We start from the raw sequence: 16,362 nt of genomic DNA, 5'->3' as shown, positions 1-16,362 counted from the left end.
ATGGGATCTCCTGAGTTCGGGGTTTGGAAGAAAACGGATGGATTATAAGGAGAAGAACGGGGACTGTCAACGTGACCGCCGGGTCGCTCACCCGGGTCCATTTTAGCAGGGTTCACCGTGGATCCCGGCAAGCCCTTTCGAAAGCGGCCCGGAGGGCGGTGGAAAGCGTTCCTCCTTTACGGTACAATTCCGCCACGTACGCCCTGCGGGCGGCGAAAGGACAATTCATGAAATTCATTCCCACCGAACTGGACGGCGTGATTCTTATAGAACCCGTTGTGCATGAAGACCCGCGCGGGTTTTTCCTGGAAACCTACGTCCGTTCCCATTTCAAAAGTCACGGCATCGACGTGGAGTTCGTTCAGGACAATCACGCGAAGTCGAGCCAGGGCGTCCTGAGAGGCATGCATTACCAGGTTCGGCACGGTCAGGCCAAGCTGGTTCGTGTGGTGCAGGGCGAGGTGTACGACGTGGCGGTGGACGTGCGTCCGGATTCCCCTTCATTTGGTCGCTGGGTGGGCCGCACCCTGTCCGCCGACAACAAGCGTCAGTTGTTCCTTCCCTCTGGATTCGCACACGGTTATTGTGTGCTCAGCAAAACGGCGGAGGTGATTTACAAGTGTTCTGAGTATTACCATCCGGAAGACGAGGGAGGACTGATCTGGAACGATCCGGAAGTGGGCATCGACTGGCCGGTGAAAAATCCGGTGCTTTCGGAGAAAGACCGGCATCACCCGCGATTGAAAAACATTCTACCGCCCCAGGTCAAGTGCTAGGGGTTCCCCCGGTGGGTTGAGGCATCGTGTCCGGTTGGACGAGGATCAGGAGTTGATTTCAAGCGAGTGCATGAACTTGTCGAAAATCAACTGCACGTTCTTGTCGATGTTGACCACCTTTTCCGGGTTTTTGGACTGGTACGTGCCCAGTGCGTCGTCGATCTGACTTTTCAACTGTTCCTGGAATTTCGGGAAACTTTTCATCTCCTTCAAATATTCCCCGATGATCTCTTCCATGATCTCATACGCGGGTTGGGAGTCCATCGATTCGTTGTATGACATGCCCTGCTGACCCATTTCCTGTAAAAACGCCTTGATGCGCCCTGTGTAAATGTCGTACTTCTCTTCACCGAGCAGGGATTTGACGGAGTCGGCGAGTAAGGGGAAAAGGCATTCCTTGAACAGCGGTCCCTTCAACTGGTCTTCGAGCTTGTGCAGAAAGAATCTGCCCACGTGGTTGCGCCGCTGGCCCTCTTTTTCCGTGAGGAAGTACTGTTCGATGAGCGGACGCGACCCTTCTTCGAACGAAGATTCCACGCAGAGGTCGCAAATCTGCACCGCTTCATTTTCCGCCATGGTCTGGATTTCCTCGTCGGAAGCCTTGGGGTACTGGCGCATCAGTTGAATGGTTTTGCGTACGATCACACGGCGGAACTGCTTGGTCCGTTGCGATTCTTCAATGAATAAAGGTGTGTATTCTTCCATCGTTAAAGACCCGTTTAGGATTGGGGCAATGCCGGATAACACGGCGTTTCACAATCATTTTGCTTTCGGCTACACCTGGGGGTTCAAAAACAGGCGGCCCAGCCTTAAGTATTTCACAGTGCCTGCCGTTAATTATAAAGGAAAAGGTTTCAATTGGAAATGTAGTTATTGCAAATTAAATCAAATATGTAGCGGTTATCATGGAAATTCGTCCCATTTCCGAAAATTCAGCGATTTTGGCCCATCAAGGCGTGAAGGTGAATGCGGGCGTCTCTTTGTCCGGTGACCTGAACCTGACCACCCAGGAAGGCGATAAGGTCCAGATTTCTTTTGGCTCCGATCGCGCGGTCTCCGGCTCGCGAAGCCAGACACGAACGGCCGACGGATCCGTCGTGGAACGGTTTTCCCTGACTGCTATCGCCGCGTCCCGGTATTCGGTTACGGTGCAGGGCGACCTCAACGAAGACGAGTTGGCTTCCATCCGGCGTCTCGTGGATTTGGTCGATCCGCTGGCCGCGGATTTTTTCGCGGGACGGGACATCGATCTCGCCGGTTCTGCAACCACTCTGGCGGACAACCTGGGCGTCATTCAGGAATTGTCGTTGGAGCTGGAGAAAACCACCTTCGCGTCGGTTCAGGGAACCCGTTTCTCCCGTGCACCGCAAGGCGGCCCTGCGGGTAATCCTTCTCTGCAACACGGCTTGCCCGATCCAAGCAACGTTCGCGACTTCCCTGCGTTGGTGGAATCGGTGCTGGATGCGGTGTTCTCCAAACTCGCCGCCGGAAAAATGGATGAGGCAAACATCGTGCACCAGTTCGGCGATTTCCTGGAGTTTCTGAAAGACCGGTTGCAATTTCCAAAGGAAGACGGAGGCGATACCGTTGAGACCTCTACACCTGAGCCTGCTCCGACAGAGTCGGCTCCCTCTGCCTCCTCCAATCCTGTCGAATCCCCCGACTCCGACGATTAAGCCTTCAAGTCAGCCCCGCTTTTCAAACCCCTGTCCTGCAAGGGGGGATCTGTGCCTTGGTCCCCGTTCAAACTCTGGTATGATGGCGCTTCGTTTGTGTTCTGGAGCGTATTGTCATGCCCACAGCCCATCCCATCATCACTCTTGAAAACGTTTCACGGTTCTACCAGGCGGGATCGGTGCGCGTCACTGCGCTCTCCGGCATCGACATGCAGTTGATCCAGGGCGATTTCGTAACCATCATGGGGCCGAGCGGTGGAGGGAAAACAACCCTCCTCAACCTCATGGGCGGACTCGACCGGCCGGACGAAGGCGACATCCACATCAACGGGAATCATGTTTCGGAAATGAACGACCGCCAGCTCACGGAACTGCGGCGGAAAGAGATCGGTTTTGTGTTCCAGTTCTTCAACCTGCTTCCCACCTTGACCGTTTGGGAGAACGTGGAACTGCCTCTCTTGCTGAGCGGCGCCCCAGGCCGCACCCGGCAATCCATCGAAACGCTCCTCGATTACGTCGGCCTGCTTGCACGCAAGGACTCGTTTCCGGCGGAGATGTCCGGCGGCGAGATGCAGCGGGTCGCCATCGCCCGCGCATTGGTTCACCAGCCGTCGATCGTGCTTGCGGACGAACCCACCGGCAACCTCGATTCCGAAAACGGGCACAAGATTCTCGACATTCTCAAAAAAGCATCGGACGATTTTGCAACCACGGTTGTGGTGGTGACGCACAATCCCACCGCCGCCGAGTACGGCAACCGTCATTTCCGCATTCAGGACGGTCGCCTGCAAACCGTCAACGGCAACACGGGCGGGTGACGTCATGAGGGAAGCGGTGTATTTCAAAAACCTGTTCGGCCCGCTCATCGTGCGTCCCCTGTGGCGCGACCCGTTCCGGTTTTTCATCACCACCGTCGGCGTGGCGCTGGGCGTCGCAGTGTTTTTGAGCATCCAGCTCGCCAACCGGCAGACGCTGAGCTCCTTCACTGAAACCGTGGACCTGGTGCTCGGCCGCGCCAACGCGGTAGTGCATGCCGACGGTGTTCCTTTCGACGAAGCGGTTTTCAAAAAACTGCTGCCACTACGCGATACCATCAAAGCGTACCCGGTGATCGAGGGGTATGGGGTGGAAACAAAAAGCGAGGAAGTGGTGGAAATCCTCGGCACGGACCTGTTGCAGGACAGCGGCATCCGCGATTTTTCATTGAAGACCGCCGACGACACCCTGCAGGGCCTCCTTCCCCTCATCCTCGATCCGCGCGGCATCGTCATCCCGGAGACGTTCATTCCCGATCAGAATTTTCAGCCGGGGGATGCCATCGAATTTATCATCAACGGTCAACCCGTCACCTTGCGCGTCACGGGGGTCCTGGAGAACAAGGGCATCGCCAAAGCGTTCAAGGGTAACGTGGCGTTGATGGACATCGCCGCGGCACAGTCCGTGTTCGGCAAAATCGGACAGCTCGACCGCATCGATATCCAGTTTCTCAAAGACAAAAATTTCGACCGCATGCAGGCGGAGATGAAACAGGTGCTCCCTGATTTTCTGCGCGTGGACCGGCCGCAACACCGGGGCAGGCAGGTGGAGAAAATGTTGCGCGCGTTCCAGTACAACCTGACCGCGCTCAGTTTCGTCGCCCTGCTGGTCGGGCTGTACCTCATTTACAACATGATCTCGCTATCGGTGGTGCGCCGCCGGACGGAGATCGGCACCCTGCGCGCGCTGGGTGCGTCGCCTTACTGGATCGCCGCCATCTTCATCCTGGAGGCAGGGGTGATCGGCGCCATCGGTTCGGCTTTCGGCGTCGCCATCGGCTATTTTCTGGCGAAGTTTTCATTGCAGGCCATCACCCTCACCGTGCAGAACCTGTACGTGTCCGCCAACGTGGCGGACTTCGATTTTCACTGGAGCGAGGGCATTCCCTATTTCTTGCTGGGGGTGGTCTTGTCGTTGTGCTCGGCATTGCTTCCCGCATACGATGCGGCGACCACTCACCCGACGCAGGTGATGCGCCGCGGCAGTTACGATCTGAAAGTTTTCCGTGGCAACCGCAGGCTGACTTACCTGGGGCTGGCGTGCCTGGCCTGGGCGGTGGCGTGCGTGCCTTTGCCCGCCATCGGAGGCTTCCCCTGGCTGGGGTTCGCTGCGGTGTTCTTCGTCATCCTCGGCATGTCGTTTCTGTCGCCCGGCGCGCTGGTGGTCCTGCGCGACCTGTCGCACAACCTGTGCAAACGCTGGTTCGGCGGGGAGGGTCTGCTCGCCAGCCGCAACCTCACACAGAACGTGGGACGCAACGCCATTGCCGTGTCATCTCTTGCCATCGCCTTCATGATGGTCATCAGCATGTCGATCATGGTGCACAGTTTCCGCCAGACGGTGACGGTGTGGATCGACCAGACTTTAAAAGCCGACCTGTTCGTGCGTGCGGCCGGGGGCAAACACATCGACTACCAGTACACGTTGCCGCTGGAACCGGTGGCCGAACTCAAACAACTCGACGGTGTGAAGGCGGTGGACGCCTTCCGTGCGTTGCACATCACGTATGAAAACCAACCGGCGATTCTGGGGTCCGGAGATTTTTCCGTACTGTCGCGCCACGGCAACCTCGTTATCAAGGACGGCCCACCTGCAAGGAAACTTGCCGATTTCATGATCGGGGCCGACCGCGCCATCGTCTCCGAACCGTTTGCCTACAAGCACAAGGTGGACGTGGGTGACCGGGTCAGGATCGAAACACCCAACGGCGTGATGAACCTGGAGATCGTCGCGGTCTATTACGATTATTCGCAGGAGCGCGGTTACGTCATCGTGGACCGCCGTACGTTTTTGAAATATTACAACGACCCGACCGTAAACAGCTTCGTCGTGTACCTGGAAGACAGGGCCCACCTGCCCACGGTGCGGAAAGCGATCCTCAACACCATCGGTTCGTCGCACCAGGTCATCGTGCGTTCCTACGGTGAACTGAAAGAAGAAGTGCTCAACATTTTCGACAAGACTTTCGCAATCACCTACTCGCTGGAGATCATCGGCATCGGCGTGGCGCTCCTCGGCCTGTTCAACACGCTGGTGTCGCTCATCATTGAGCGTCGCCGGGAACTGGCGGTATTGCGGTTCATCGGGGCGTTTCCGGAACAACTGCGCAAGATGGTGTTGATCGAGGCGGGACTGCTGGGCTGGATCGGGTCGCTGATGGGGCTGGCCGCGGGAATCGTGGTGTCTTACATCCTGATATTCGTCATCAACAAGCAGTCGTTCGGCTGGACCATCCAGGTGTTTCATCCGGTGGCGTTCATGGCGGCGGCGACGTTGTTCTTCGGTGTGGTGGCGGCAGTGGCGGGACTCTACCCGGCCAGGATGGCGATGCGGCAGGACCCGCGGGAGTCCATCCGCGTCGAATGAGGGTTCAGTCTGCCAGGTCGGAGGGCCTCACATCCAGCAGCTTCAATTCAACTTTCTCGCGCCCGTTCCACGTGTTCAGCTGCAGTTCGTAGGCAATGTCGATCAACGTGTCGGGGTCGAGGTAGCGGAACGTCTCCGCCAGGCGGAAGCCGACGACATTCACGGTTGTTTTGCCCTGAGTGGCGCGGAAGCGTACGTGCGTGCGGTCGCGGCCGATCTCGCGGAAGTCGCGGATGCGGATTCTTCTTGAACAGAACACCGGAAGGGTGTTCACCTGGCCGAAAGGTCCCAGTTTCTGCATTTCCCTGTATGCACCCATGCCAATGTCCCGAAGGTCCAGCGTGCTGTCGATCTTGAGTTCCGACACCATGCGGTCGTCGGTGAGGTAGGGCGCTCCAACCTCATTAATCGCACGGCGGAAATCGTCGATGCGTTCGGCCTCGATATTGAGCCCGGCTGCGTACGCGTGCCCGCCGTATTGCGTGAGGTGATCCGAGCATTGCGCAAGCGCCTTGTACAGGTTGAACGTCGGAATGCTACGGGCCGAGCCCTTGCCCATGCCGTCCCGGATGGCGATCAGGAACGTCGGCCGGTAGTACTTGTCCGCCAGTTTGGAAGCGACGATGCCGATGACACCCTGGTGGAAATTTTCGGACGCCAGCACCAATACCTTGTCCTTTTCCAGATCGACCTCGCGTTCGATCAGGTATTCCGCTTCCTCCTGCACGCCGTGTTGTGTGTGCTTGCGTTGCTCGTTGATCTGGTCGAGCTGTTCTGCGATGCGCCGCGCCTCCCCCTGGTCATGCGTGACCAGAAGGTCGAGACCCGAATCGGCACGCCCCAGCCGTCCCGCCGCGTTCAGCCGTGGCGCAAGACCGAATCCGATGGAAAAGGAATCGACTTTGCCGTCGACCCCGGCAACGTGTTTCAGCGCGACGAGCCCCGGTTTTTCCGTGGTGCGAAGGGCTTCCAGGCCGTTGTGCGTGAGCACGTGGTTCTCTCCGGTGAGCGGCGCCATGTCGGCGATGGTGCCCAGCGTGAACAGATCGAGGTGTTTTTTCAGGTTCGGCAGGCGGTCGGCGCTCCACCCGGCATCGCGAAGCGCACGGCGAATGGCGACGGCGAGTTTGAACACGATGCCGACGCCGCTTAAAAATTTAAACGGGTAAGGACAATCCGGTTGAAACGGATTGAGCACCGCCACCGCGGCGGGCAGTCCTTCTTCCGGGACCTGGTGGTGGTCGGTGACGATGACGTCCAGCCCGATGGTCCGTGCGTAGGCGACCTGTTTGACGGCGGTGATGCCACAGTCGGCGGTGATCACCAGCTTGTTGCCGCGTGCCTTGATTTCGTCGAGCGCGTTTTCGTTGACACCGTAACCTTCCTCCATGCGTTCCGGCAGGTAGTGATCGAAGCGGATGCCGAGCTCGTGAAAGAAATGATGCATGAGCGCGGTGGAGGTGACGCCATCCACGTCGTAGTCGCCGAAAATGGTGATGCCCTCGTCGTTCTCGATGGCAGTGAGAATGCGTTTCACCGCCTTGTCCATGTCGCGCATGAGGTACGGGTCGTGGGTGCCTTCCAGGTCGGCGTCCAGGAACACGCGGCCTTCTTCCGCATCGGTGATGGAGCGGTTGACCAGCAGCGTCGCGGTGAGCGGCGAGATGCGCAGGCGGTCCGCAAGGTGTTGCACCGCATCCGGTTCCGGCTCGGCGAACACCCATCGTTTTTTCAGGAGCGACAGTACAGTCATGGTGAAGACGTTCTTGTTACAAAACGGCGTTGCAGGTAAAACGCCGGAGTTTATGAATGGTTCAGGCGCTGGCAAGGGGGTCTGCGGTCGCGGGAACGTGCAGGTGTTCCTTCACACCCTTGAAGGTTTGGCGGTGAATGGGGCAGGGCCCCCACTCGCGAATGCGGTCGCGGTGAAACCGGGTGCCGTAACCTTTGTGCCGGTCGAACCCGTAATGCGGGTACTCGGCATGATAGGCGTCCATGAGACGGTCACGGTGCACTTTGGCCAGCACGGATGCGGCGGCGATCGAAAGGCTTTTGCCGTCTCCGCCCACGATCGTCCGTTGATCGGCGGAAATTTCGATCGCCTGGTTCCCGTCGATGAGCACGAAGTCCGTCTGCAGGGTGAGTTGTTCCACCGCCTGCTTCATGGCAAGGCGTGAAGCCTGCAAAATGTTGATGGCGTCAATCGTTGCCGCATCGACCACTGCAATCGCCTGCGCGCGGCACACATCGAGAATCACGGAATACAAACGTTCCCTTTGCGACGGGGTCAGTTTTTTCGAATCGTCGAGTCCGGGTATCGAAAGCCCGGCAGGCAGGATCACCGCCGCGGCGACCACGGGACCGGCCAGCGGTCCGCGTCCGGCTTCATCCACACCGGCGATGCATTGATACCCGTTAGACTCCGCTTCCCGTTCGAAATCGAGCATGACCCCCCAGCGTTTTGTCCGATCATAGGGTATTCCCATCATGCAGGCAACTCAAAAAACCCGCCGTTGCAATCGCTTCCTGCCGAACCGTATAATCGAAACCATGTTGAAAAAATGGTTTGCCGCAATATTTGTGTTGTGTGCATTGGTTTACGGATGCATTACCACCCCCGTGTCGGAAAAATCCGCGCTGATCCTCATTCCCTTCTCGCAGGAAGTGTCTCTGGGCGAGCAGGCGTTCGGTGAAATTCTCCAGAAGGAAACACTTTCCACCAATGCGCGTTTACAGACAGTGATCGAACGCGTCGGGCGCAGGCTCGTCATCGAGACGTCGATGGCGGACCTGGACTGGGAATTCAAGTTGTTCGCCTCCAACCAGATGAACGCGTTCGCGCTTCCCGGCGGGAAGGTGGGCGTGTACGAAGGGATACTTCCCGTGTGTTCGAACGAGGCGGGACTGGCGGCGGTGCTGGGTCATGAGATCGCACACGCCGTGGCGCGGCACGGCGCCCAACGCATGTCGCAACAACTGCTCATAACGGGAGCGCTGGCCGCGTCGTCGGTCACCCTGTCGGACAACAAGAACCGCGGCATGATCCTGGGTGCGCTGGGTGTTGGCGCGCAGTACGGCGTGACGCTGCCGTTCAGCCGCGGCAACGAGACGGAAGCCGACGAGATCGGCGTCATATACATGGCGAAAGCGGGGTACGACCCGAGGGAGGCGATGCGGTTCTGGCAGAGGTTTTCCAGCATGAAGGGGGGCGGACAACCGCCAGAGTTTTTATCGACGCATCCGGCCGACGAGCGGCGCGTGAACGACATCGAACAACTGTTGCCTGAAGCCATGCGGATCTACAATGCGCACCCCAACAAGCAGGGACTGGGTGAATCGTTCCTTTATATTATGAACGAAGAGCGCTTGAATAACCCGGGTGGGATGAGGAAAGAGCAACTGGGGGATGATCCCCGCAACCCTGCGCGCTGACCGGGTTTTTTAAGGATTGGAAAATAAAAAAGCCGGGCCATGTGGCCCGGCTTGATTTTTTTCTGCAGGAAATGAAAACTCAGCCCTGGGCGGCCGCTTTCTTGGCGGCGGCTTTGGCCCGCTTCTTGCGCACGCGTCCTGTTTTCTTGGTGGACTGCACCTTGATTTCTTTCAAACGCGCCGCCTTGCCACGCAGCTCGCGCAGGTAATACAGCTTGGCGCGGCGAACGCGGGCGTGCTTGACGACCTCGACTTTTTCCAGCCGCGGTGAATGCAGGGGGAAAATCCTCTCGACCCCGACGCCAAAGGATACCTTGCGCACGGTGATGGTCTTGCGGTTGGCGGAACCGCGCATCTTGATGACCACGCCTTCCACCACCTGAACGCGTTCCTTGTTGCCCTCGACAATGCGGATGTGTGCGCGTACGGTGTCGCCGATGCGGATCTGGGGCGCATCCTCCTTCATTTCCTGTTTTTCGATCTGTTGCACCAGATTCATTATTTTGGACTCCTGTGAATGGAATTGGGAATAATACCAAATTCCCCCGCCCCGGCACAAATAAATTTTTTAAAATCAGGACTTCCGGGCCAGAAGCCGGTCCAGGATGACCGCGACGGCGGCGCGCACGGGCAGGTGATTGTAGCCGCTCAGGCCCTCAATGGGGGCCAGCACGAAATCCGCCCGTTTTACCAGTCCGTGCTCCAGCCCCCAGCCGGTGCCGAACACCAGCAGGTACTGTTCGTCCTTGTTTTTCAACTCCTCGCCGATCGCGGGGTAGTCCCGGCTCTGCGGAAACGACTTGGCGTCCGGGATCACCGTTTTCGGCCGCTTTCCGGTGCGTTGGGCGATGTCGGCGACGGCATCCTCCAGCACGTTTGTGACCCGGGTGACCAGCAGCGCCTCCTTGCGGGTTGGGTTGTAGGTGGCGCCGTGGCCTTCCAGCCAGTGTTTCATCATGCGCTCCACCAGCACCTGCTGGGTTGACAGGGGGGTGACCACGTAGAAGGTGGCGATGCCATAGGTGCGCGAGATGCGCGAGATGTCGTGCACGTCGAGCGTGGTGACGGATGAGGTCACGATGTCGCCCACCTTGTTGTACACCGGAAAATGCACCAGCGCGATGTGGATGTTGGAGGCGGTCGGGTCGGTCACGAAACGGGTTCCTGGAAGAGTCGGGTTATTCGGATACACCTTCCGGAGCGTCGTCCAGAAGATCGGGGCGGTTCAGCCGGGTTTTTTTGCGGGCCTCGTCTTTCTGCCAGTCGCGGATTTTCTTGTGGTCTCCGGAGGTCAGCACGTCCGGCACGGTCCACCCTTTGTAGTCGCGCGGCCGCGTGTATTGCGGGTATTCGAGCAGACCCTGGCTGAACGATTCCTCATCGAGGCAGGTTTCATCACCGATGACGCCGGGCACCAGGCGCGACACCGCCTCCACCAGCACCATTGCCGGAATCTCTCCGCCGGAGAGCACGTAGTCGCCGACCGACAGGTCTTCATCGACAACGCATTCACGCACGCGTTCGTCCACGCCTTCGTAACGGCCGCAAATGAGGATGAGGGATTCTTTTCTGGACAGCTCCCACGCCTTGGCCTGGTCGAACGGGCGGCCCGAAGGGGAGAGCAGAATGGTGTGGGCGTTCGGCGACTGTTGCTTGACGGACTGCACCGCGCGGTCGATCGGCTCCACGCCCATCACCATGCCCGCGCCGCCGCCGAAGGGGTAGTCGTCCACGCGGTTGTGCTTGTCGAGGGTGTGTTCGCGCAGGTCGTGCACGCCAATCCGCACCAGCCCCTGTTCCTGCGCGCGCTTGAGGATGCTTTCGTTGAACGGGGAGGCGAACATCCCCGGAAAGATGGTGATGATGTCAAACCGGATGGTCTTCAACGAGTCCTTCGACCTTGTGAAAAATGAGGGTGCGTTCGTCGAGATCGATTTTTTTGACGACGGAATCGATCATCGGCAGGAGGAGTTCCTTTTCGCCGTCTTTCACGACGTACACGTCGTTGCTACCGGTTTCGATGATTTCGTCAACGATGCCGTAGAAGCGGCCGTCTTCGTCGAACACGCGGAGATCGAGGATCTGGAACCAGTAGTATTCGCCTTCGGCCAGGCCGGGAAAATCCGTGTCCGGCACTTCCAGCGTATTTCCGGCCAGTTCCCGCGCCTGCTCCGGGGTGTCGCAGTGCTGAAATTTGATGATGAGGGGGATGCCTGCGCCGCGAACCGACTCAATGACCCATTCGCGGGGACCGCCGTCCATCTCCATCCGGCCGTGCCGTATGGTTTTCAGGAGAGAGGTGTCGGACACGAAAGGGTGGAGCTTGAGTTCCCCTTTCAGCCCGTGGGGTTTGGTGACCCGTCCGACCGCAATCCATTCCATGCGTCACTCAATGATCTCCAGCACGGCGCGCTTTTTGAGTTTGGTGGCGTTGGCGTTGAGGATGGTGCGCATGGCGCGGGCGGTTTTGCCCTGCTTGCCGATCACCTTTCCGAGATCGTCCTTGGCGACTCTCAACTCGAGCACCGTGGTCTTCTCCCCTTCAACTTCCCGAATATTGACTTCTTCCGGATGGTCCACCAACGCTTTCGCGATAATTTCAATTAGATCTTTCATGCCCGATCCCTCCACGAAGCCAACGGTTGATAAGTCACGCTGAATCAGGTTCATGTTACGTTCAGAGACAGATATGGACCGATTGACGAAAAACGGGATCAAAAAAACGGAAACCGGAGCTTGAACGGTATTACTGGCCGACACCAGCCTGCTTGAGCAGGGTGGCCACCGTACGCGAAGGTTTGGCGCCTTTCTGAATCCAGCTCTGCGCTTTCTCGGCGTCGATCTTCACAGCGTCCTCGGTCTTCAGCGGATCGTAAGTTCCGATGATCTCCAGAAACTTACCGTCACGCGGCGACCGGGAATCGGTAGCGACCACCCGGTAAAACGGCTTCTTTTTTGCTCCTCGTCGGGTTAAGCGAATGACTACTGCCAAAATTTCCTCCTGAATGTTTCGATAAAAGGTTGTTGCGGGGTGCCTCCACGGCCGCCGCTTGCGGGGCGCGTGAGGGAACCGGATTTAACCAAAGGGGCTCATCCCCCGGCCGCCAAGAAAACTGCCGGGATTGAAGCGTCCCATTTTTCCCGATGATACTTTCTTCATCATCTTTTTCATCTGCGCGAACTGCTTGAGCAGTTTGTTGACCTCGTTGACCGTGGTGCCGCTGCCGGTGGCGATGCGCCGCTTGCGGCTGCCGTTGATCACGTTGTGGTTCGCGCGTTCGCGCGGCGTCATGGAATTGATGATCGCTTCCACGCGCACGAATGCCTTGTCGTCGATCTGCACGCCTTTCAGCATCTTGCCCGCGCCGGGGATCATGCCCAGCAACTCCTGCATGGACCCCATCTTGCGGAACTGCTGAAGCTGATCGCGGAAATCTTCCAGATCGAATGAATTCTTTTTGACCTTGCGGCCCAGCTCTTCGCGCTGTTCCTGGTCGTACGCCTGTTCCGCCTTGTCGATGAGCGACATCACGTCGCCCATACCGAGGATGCGCGACACGATGCGGTCCGGGTGGAACGGTTCCAGCGCGTCGAGTTTCTCTCCGGTACCGATGAACTTGATCGGTTTGCCGGTGACGGTCTTGATGGAGAGCGCCGCGCCGCCACGGGCGTCGCCGTCCATCTTCGTCAGGATGACGCCGTCGATGCCGACTGCGTCCTGAAACGATTTCGCGATGTCCGCCGCCTGCTGGCCCATCATCGAGTCGGCAACGAACAGCACCTCGTGCGGCTCGATTTTTTCCTTGATGCGCCGGACCTCGTCCATCAGCGCCTCGTCCACCTGCTGGCGGCCGGCGGTGTCGAGGATCACGGCGTAACGCAATTCCTTCTTCGCCTGCTGTACGGCCTTTTCACAGATGGCGACGGGATCGCTCTCGCCCTGTGCGTCGTACACGTCGATGCCGAGTTCGCGCCCCAGAATGTTCAACTGTTCGATGGCCGCCGGACGGTACACGTCCGCCGGAACGAGCAGGACGTTCTTGCCGTTCTTTTTCCACTGTTTGGCCAGTTTGCCGACGGTGGTGGTTTTACCCGAACCCTGCAGGCCGACCATCAGGACGATGGTGGGCGGCTGGTCGGTAAACCGGATGGGGCTGACTTCATCGCCGAGCAGGTGTTCCAGCTCGTCGTTGACGATCTTGACCATCTGGTGGCCGGGTGTCAGGCTGTTCAGGATCTCCTGGCCGATGGATTTTTCCCGCACCTGCGCGAGGAAATCCTTGATGACGGGGAGGCTGACATCGGCTTCAATGAGGGCCACGCGGATTTCGCGGAGGGCCTCATCGACATCGCTTTCTTTTAATTTGCCGCGACCCTTGAGCTTTTTATAGACGGCTTCCAGGCGCTCGGACAGGTTTTGGAACATGCGCTTCAAATACCAGAATTTACGGGAATTGGTTACCTTATTGGGCTACCATATACTACCAGCGAAACCGGGTAAAGGGGATAAAAAAATACCATGAAACGGGCAATTGTACTACTCAGCGGGGGGTTGGACTCCACGACCGTGCTGGCCATCGCGCGGAATGAAGGATTTCAACCGTTTACCCTCAGCTTCGACTACGGGCAGAGGCACCGGATCGAGCTCGAGCGGGCGGCGGTGGTGGCGGAGGTGTTTGGCGCAAAAGACCACCGCGTGGTTTCGGTGGACCTCGCCCAGTTCGGCGGCTCCGCCCTCACGGCCGACATTGCCGTGCCGACGGGTCGAAGCGCGGCGGAGATGGCGGGGGAGATCCCAATCACCTACGTCCCGGCCAGGAACACGGTGTTTCTCTCCTACGCGCTGGCGTACGCGGAGGTGACCGGGTCGCACGACCTCTTTCTCGGCGTCAACGCGCTCGATTACTCCGGCTACCCGGACTGCCGCCCGGAATACATTCGAGCGTTCGAGACGATGGCCAACCTGGCCACCAAGGCCGGGGTGGAAGGGACGGAACGGCTCACCATCCACACGCCGTTGATCGAGATGACCAAGGCCCAGATCATCAAGAAGGGACTGGAGCTGGGCGTCGATTACGGCCTCACCCACAGTTGTTACGATCCCAGACCCGGCGGCGTGCCCTGCGGCGGGTGCGACAGCTGCCTGCTGCGCAAAAAAGGCTTCGATGAAGCCGGGGTGGAGGATCCCCTCCTGCAACGCGGCGCCTGACTTAACGCCGTTCAAACCAAATCCGCCACAATAGGCATTGGAATTTTTGCCCGCTGTCATTACAATTCTTCTCAGTTCGGGAAACCTGATTCATCGGGATGCGGAAGGAGGGGGACGATGCGAAGCGAATGGCAAGCGGCGGCGCTGGGTCTGGTACTCATGACCGTGGCCTGCGCGGGACCGGAGACGAAACCGGACGCGGTGGAGCCGGATTCGCAGGCGGTGACGGGTCCTGAGAAAAAAACGGCGGTCACCCAGCCGAAGAAAAAAGCCACGCCTCCACCCAAAATGAAATCCGCGGCAACGAAAAAACAAATCCGTCCGTCGGACGCGCATCATCTTGAAATCGACACCAGGGTCGAGAGCGTGCAGGTACTGGTGGATCGCGCCATGGTGCTGACCTTCGGTTTCAATCACGCCGAGGCCAACAAGCTGTTCAAGCAGGCGGCGGAAAAGGATCCCAACTGCGCCGCCTGTTACTGGGGCGCGGCGTATGTGCTCGGACCCAACATCAACGCGCCGATGGAGCAGTCGTCCGTCGATGAAGCCTTCAGCCTGGCGCGCAAGGCGTACCAGCTGCGCCACAAGGCGCGTCCGCGCAACCGGGCGCTCATCGAAGCGCTGGTGCACCGCTACGGTCCCGACCCCATTCCCGACCGAGCGCATCTAGACACAGCCTACGCGCAGGCCATGCGCGGCGTGGCGCGGAAGTACCCCGACGACGCGCTGGTGCAGGGGCTTTTGGCCGAGGCGTTGATGGATTTGCATCCGTGGCAGTACTGGCAGGAGGACGGTTCGCCACAACCCTACACGCCCGAGATCCTGGCCGCGCTCGATGACGCCCTGCGCCTCAACCCCGATCACCTCCTGGCGAATCACCTGCACATCCACGCGGTGGAAGCGTCGCCGCATCCCGAACGCGCCGAAAAAAGCGCCGACCGTCTGCGTCGCCTCGCGCCGTCTGCGGGGCATCTGCTCCACATGCCGGCGCACATCTACATGCGCATCGGCCGCTACGCGGATGCGGCGGAGGTCAACCGCACCGCCATCGGCCACGACGAGGCGTATAAAGCGCACGCGCATCCGGAAGGCCTCTACCCGCTTGCCTACATGCCGCACAACCGGCACTTTCTGGTGATCGCGCTGGCGGAGTCCGGGCAGAGCCGTGTCGCCGTCAAGCAGGCTTTCGAGCTGGCGCAGAGTGTGGATGCCGAAAAGATGCGTGAGCCGGGATACGGCACCCTCCAGCATTTCTGGATCATGCCGCTGTACCTCATGGTGCGCTTCGGGCAGTGGGATGAAATCCTGACCCAGCCGTCGCCGGATTCAGAACTCAAATACCCGAAAGGCGTGTGGCACTACGCGCGCGGGCGGGCGCTGGCGGCGCTGGGGCGTCTTGTCGAGGCCGAGCAGGAACTGCGCATGCTGGAGCGGCAGGCCAAACACCCGTTCCTGCTGGATGTGACCATCTGGGACGTAAACACCACGGCCCACCTGTTGCAAATAGCGGCCAAAGTTCTGGCCGGGGAACTGGCTTACAAGCACGGCGACATGTCTGCGGCTGTCCAGCATCTGGAGGAAGCGGTGGAGTTGGAAGACGCACTCACGTATGAAGAACCTCCGTCGTGGTATTACCCGGCGCGGCAGTCGCTGGGCTGGGTTCTGCTGGAGGCAGGCCGTTTTGAAGAGGCCGAGTGGGTGTACCGGGAAGACCTCGACCGGCACCGCGAAAACGGCTGGTCGTTGAAGGGGCTCCAGCAGAGCCTGGAAGGGCAGGGCCGCACCGCCGATGCCAAGCAGGTGCAGAAAAGGTTCGACAAGGCGTGGAAAGACGCCGACGTGCCCATCGCCCGGTCGCGGATATAAC

Annotated in this window: 17 protein-coding genes; 7 read left to right on the top strand and 10 right to left on the bottom strand. The window is 59.2% G+C overall.

The genetic code is table 11. The annotated features are described in order from the left end of the window. The first annotated feature begins 227 nt into the window (after positions 1-227). Positions 228-776, top strand: a complete 549-nt coding sequence (gene rfbC / locus ACTRW9_RS00880; protein WP_442427949.1) for a dTDP-4-dehydrorhamnose 3,5-epimerase — start codon at positions 228-230, stop codon at positions 774-776. Between the two features lie 45 nt (positions 777-821). Here rfbC and ACTRW9_RS00875 read toward each other — a convergent pair whose 3' ends face one another. Next, a complete protein-coding gene (locus ACTRW9_RS00875; protein WP_442427948.1) occupies positions 822-1,481 on the bottom strand; it encodes a hypothetical protein in 660 nt (219 codons plus the stop codon). A 236-nt stretch (positions 1,482-1,717) separates the two neighbouring features. Between ACTRW9_RS00875 and ACTRW9_RS00870 the strand changes: the two genes are divergently transcribed. From ACTRW9_RS00870 to ACTRW9_RS00860, 3 genes are all read left to right on the top strand, one after another. Continuing rightward, on the top strand, positions 1,718-2,452 hold the full coding sequence (locus tag ACTRW9_RS00870) for a hypothetical protein (protein WP_442427947.1): 735 nt from the start codon (positions 1,718-1,720) through the stop codon (positions 2,450-2,452). A 116-nt stretch (positions 2,453-2,568) separates the two neighbouring features. Continuing rightward, complete coding sequence (locus ACTRW9_RS00865; RefSeq protein ID WP_442427946.1) at positions 2,569-3,270, top strand: ABC transporter ATP-binding protein; 702 nt, start codon at positions 2,569-2,571, stop codon at positions 3,268-3,270. Positions 3,271-3,274: 4 nt separating this feature from the next. Beyond that, a complete protein-coding gene (locus tag ACTRW9_RS00860) occupies positions 3,275-5,854 on the top strand; it encodes an ABC transporter permease (protein ID WP_442427945.1) in 2,580 nt (859 codons plus the stop codon). A 4-nt stretch (positions 5,855-5,858) separates the two neighbouring features. Here the strand turns inward: ACTRW9_RS00860 and recJ are convergent, their stop codons facing one another. After that, the gene (recJ, locus tag ACTRW9_RS00855; RefSeq protein WP_442427944.1) at positions 5,859-7,607 is read right to left on the bottom strand and encodes a single-stranded-DNA-specific exonuclease RecJ; all 1,749 of its coding nucleotides are present in this window, start codon (positions 7,605-7,607) and stop codon (positions 5,859-5,861) included. 61 nt (positions 7,608-7,668) lie between these two features. Further along, a complete protein-coding gene (locus ACTRW9_RS00850; RefSeq protein WP_442428484.1) occupies positions 7,669-8,340 on the bottom strand; it encodes a ribonuclease HII in 672 nt (223 codons plus the stop codon). Between the two features lie 133 nt (positions 8,341-8,473). On the opposite strand from ACTRW9_RS00850, the gene ACTRW9_RS00845 reads away from it, so the two are divergent. Continuing rightward, positions 8,474-9,286, top strand: a complete 813-nt coding sequence (locus ACTRW9_RS00845) for a M48 family metallopeptidase (protein WP_442427943.1) — start codon at positions 8,474-8,476, stop codon at positions 9,284-9,286. A gap of 79 nt (positions 9,287-9,365) precedes the next feature. Here ACTRW9_RS00845 and rplS read toward each other — a convergent pair whose 3' ends face one another. The 7 genes from rplS to ffh form a co-directional block, all read right to left on the bottom strand. Next, positions 9,366-9,785: a 50S ribosomal protein L19 gene (gene rplS / locus ACTRW9_RS00840; protein ID WP_442426502.1), complete on the bottom strand. Its 420-nt coding sequence runs from the start codon at positions 9,783-9,785 to the stop codon at positions 9,366-9,368. Between the two features lie 75 nt (positions 9,786-9,860). Then, on the bottom strand, positions 9,861-10,439 hold the full coding sequence (locus ACTRW9_RS00835; protein ID WP_442427942.1) for an RNA methyltransferase: 579 nt from the start codon (positions 10,437-10,439) through the stop codon (positions 9,861-9,863). A 25-nt stretch (positions 10,440-10,464) separates the two neighbouring features. Then, complete coding sequence (gene trmD, locus ACTRW9_RS00830) at positions 10,465-11,130, bottom strand: tRNA (guanosine(37)-N1)-methyltransferase TrmD (RefSeq protein ID WP_442428483.1); 666 nt, start codon at positions 11,128-11,130, stop codon at positions 10,465-10,467. A gap of 22 nt (positions 11,131-11,152) precedes the next feature. After that, entirely contained in the window at positions 11,153-11,668 is a 516-nt protein-coding gene (gene rimM, locus ACTRW9_RS00825; protein ID WP_442426500.1) for a ribosome maturation factor RimM, read from the bottom strand. Between the two features lie 3 nt (positions 11,669-11,671). Beyond that, the gene (locus ACTRW9_RS00820) at positions 11,672-11,902 is read right to left on the bottom strand and encodes a KH domain-containing protein (protein WP_042252102.1); all 231 of its coding nucleotides are present in this window, start codon (positions 11,900-11,902) and stop codon (positions 11,672-11,674) included. 130 nt (positions 11,903-12,032) lie between these two features. Next, positions 12,033-12,278: a 30S ribosomal protein S16 gene (gene rpsP, locus ACTRW9_RS00815; protein ID WP_005008731.1), complete on the bottom strand. Its 246-nt coding sequence runs from the start codon at positions 12,276-12,278 to the stop codon at positions 12,033-12,035. Positions 12,279-12,362: 84 nt separating this feature from the next. Next, on the bottom strand, positions 12,363-13,712 hold the full coding sequence (ffh, locus tag ACTRW9_RS00810) for a signal recognition particle protein (RefSeq protein ID WP_442426499.1): 1,350 nt from the start codon (positions 13,710-13,712) through the stop codon (positions 12,363-12,365). Between the two features lie 93 nt (positions 13,713-13,805). Here ffh and queC point away from each other — a divergent pair, with 93 nt between their 5' ends. Both queC and ACTRW9_RS00800 read left to right on the top strand, forming a co-directional pair. Continuing rightward, complete coding sequence (gene queC, locus ACTRW9_RS00805) at positions 13,806-14,495, top strand: 7-cyano-7-deazaguanine synthase QueC (RefSeq protein ID WP_442426498.1); 690 nt, start codon at positions 13,806-13,808, stop codon at positions 14,493-14,495. A gap of 117 nt (positions 14,496-14,612) precedes the next feature. Next, positions 14,613-16,361: a hypothetical protein gene (locus ACTRW9_RS00800; protein WP_442427941.1), complete on the top strand. Its 1,749-nt coding sequence runs from the start codon at positions 14,613-14,615 to the stop codon at positions 16,359-16,361. Position 16,362 lies beyond the last annotated feature (1 nt).

The sequence above is a fragment of the Nitrospina sp. 32_T5 genome (assembly GCF_052156635.1).
Classification (GTDB): domain Bacteria; phylum Nitrospinota; class Nitrospinia; order Nitrospinales; family Nitrospinaceae; genus Nitrospina.
Note: the sequence above shows the minus strand (reverse complement) of the source record. Positions and strands in the feature narration are given on the sequence as shown.

What these genes read in the sequence shown, in the direction of transcription:
- rfbC (WP_442427949.1), top strand. Translation starts at nt 228, where the DNA reads ATGAAATTCATTCCCACCGAACTGGACGGCGTGATTCTTATAGAACCC.
- ACTRW9_RS00875 (WP_442427948.1), bottom strand. Translation starts at nt 1,481, where the DNA reads ATGGAAGAATACACACCTTTATTCATTGAAGAATCGCAACGGACCAAG.
- ACTRW9_RS00865 (WP_442427946.1), top strand. Translation starts at nt 2,569, where the DNA reads ATGCCCACAGCCCATCCCATCATCACTCTTGAAAACGTTTCACGGTTC.
- ACTRW9_RS00860 (WP_442427945.1), top strand. Translation starts at nt 3,275, where the DNA reads ATGAGGGAAGCGGTGTATTTCAAAAACCTGTTCGGCCCGCTCATCGTG.
- recJ (WP_442427944.1), bottom strand. Translation starts at nt 7,607, where the DNA reads ATGACTGTACTGTCGCTCCTGAAAAAACGATGGGTGTTCGCCGAGCCG.
- ACTRW9_RS00850 (WP_442428484.1), bottom strand. Translation starts at nt 8,340, where the DNA reads ATGGGAATACCCTATGATCGGACAAAACGCTGGGGGGTCATGCTCGAT.
- rplS (WP_442426502.1), bottom strand. Translation starts at nt 9,785, where the DNA reads ATGAATCTGGTGCAACAGATCGAAAAACAGGAAATGAAGGAGGATGCG.
- trmD (WP_442428483.1), bottom strand. Translation starts at nt 11,130, where the DNA reads ATGTTCGCCTCCCCGTTCAACGAAAGCATCCTCAAGCGCGCGCAGGAA.
- rimM (WP_442426500.1), bottom strand. Translation starts at nt 11,668, where the DNA reads ATGGAATGGATTGCGGTCGGACGGGTCACCAAACCCCACGGGCTGAAA.
- ACTRW9_RS00820 (WP_042252102.1), bottom strand. Translation starts at nt 11,902, where the DNA reads ATGAAAGATCTAATTGAAATTATCGCGAAAGCGTTGGTGGACCATCCG.
- ffh (WP_442426499.1), bottom strand. Translation starts at nt 13,712, where the DNA reads ATGTTCCAAAACCTGTCCGAGCGCCTGGAAGCCGTCTATAAAAAGCTC.
- queC (WP_442426498.1), top strand. Translation starts at nt 13,806, where the DNA reads ATGAAACGGGCAATTGTACTACTCAGCGGGGGGTTGGACTCCACGACC.
- ACTRW9_RS00800 (WP_442427941.1), top strand. Translation starts at nt 14,613, where the DNA reads ATGCGAAGCGAATGGCAAGCGGCGGCGCTGGGTCTGGTACTCATGACC.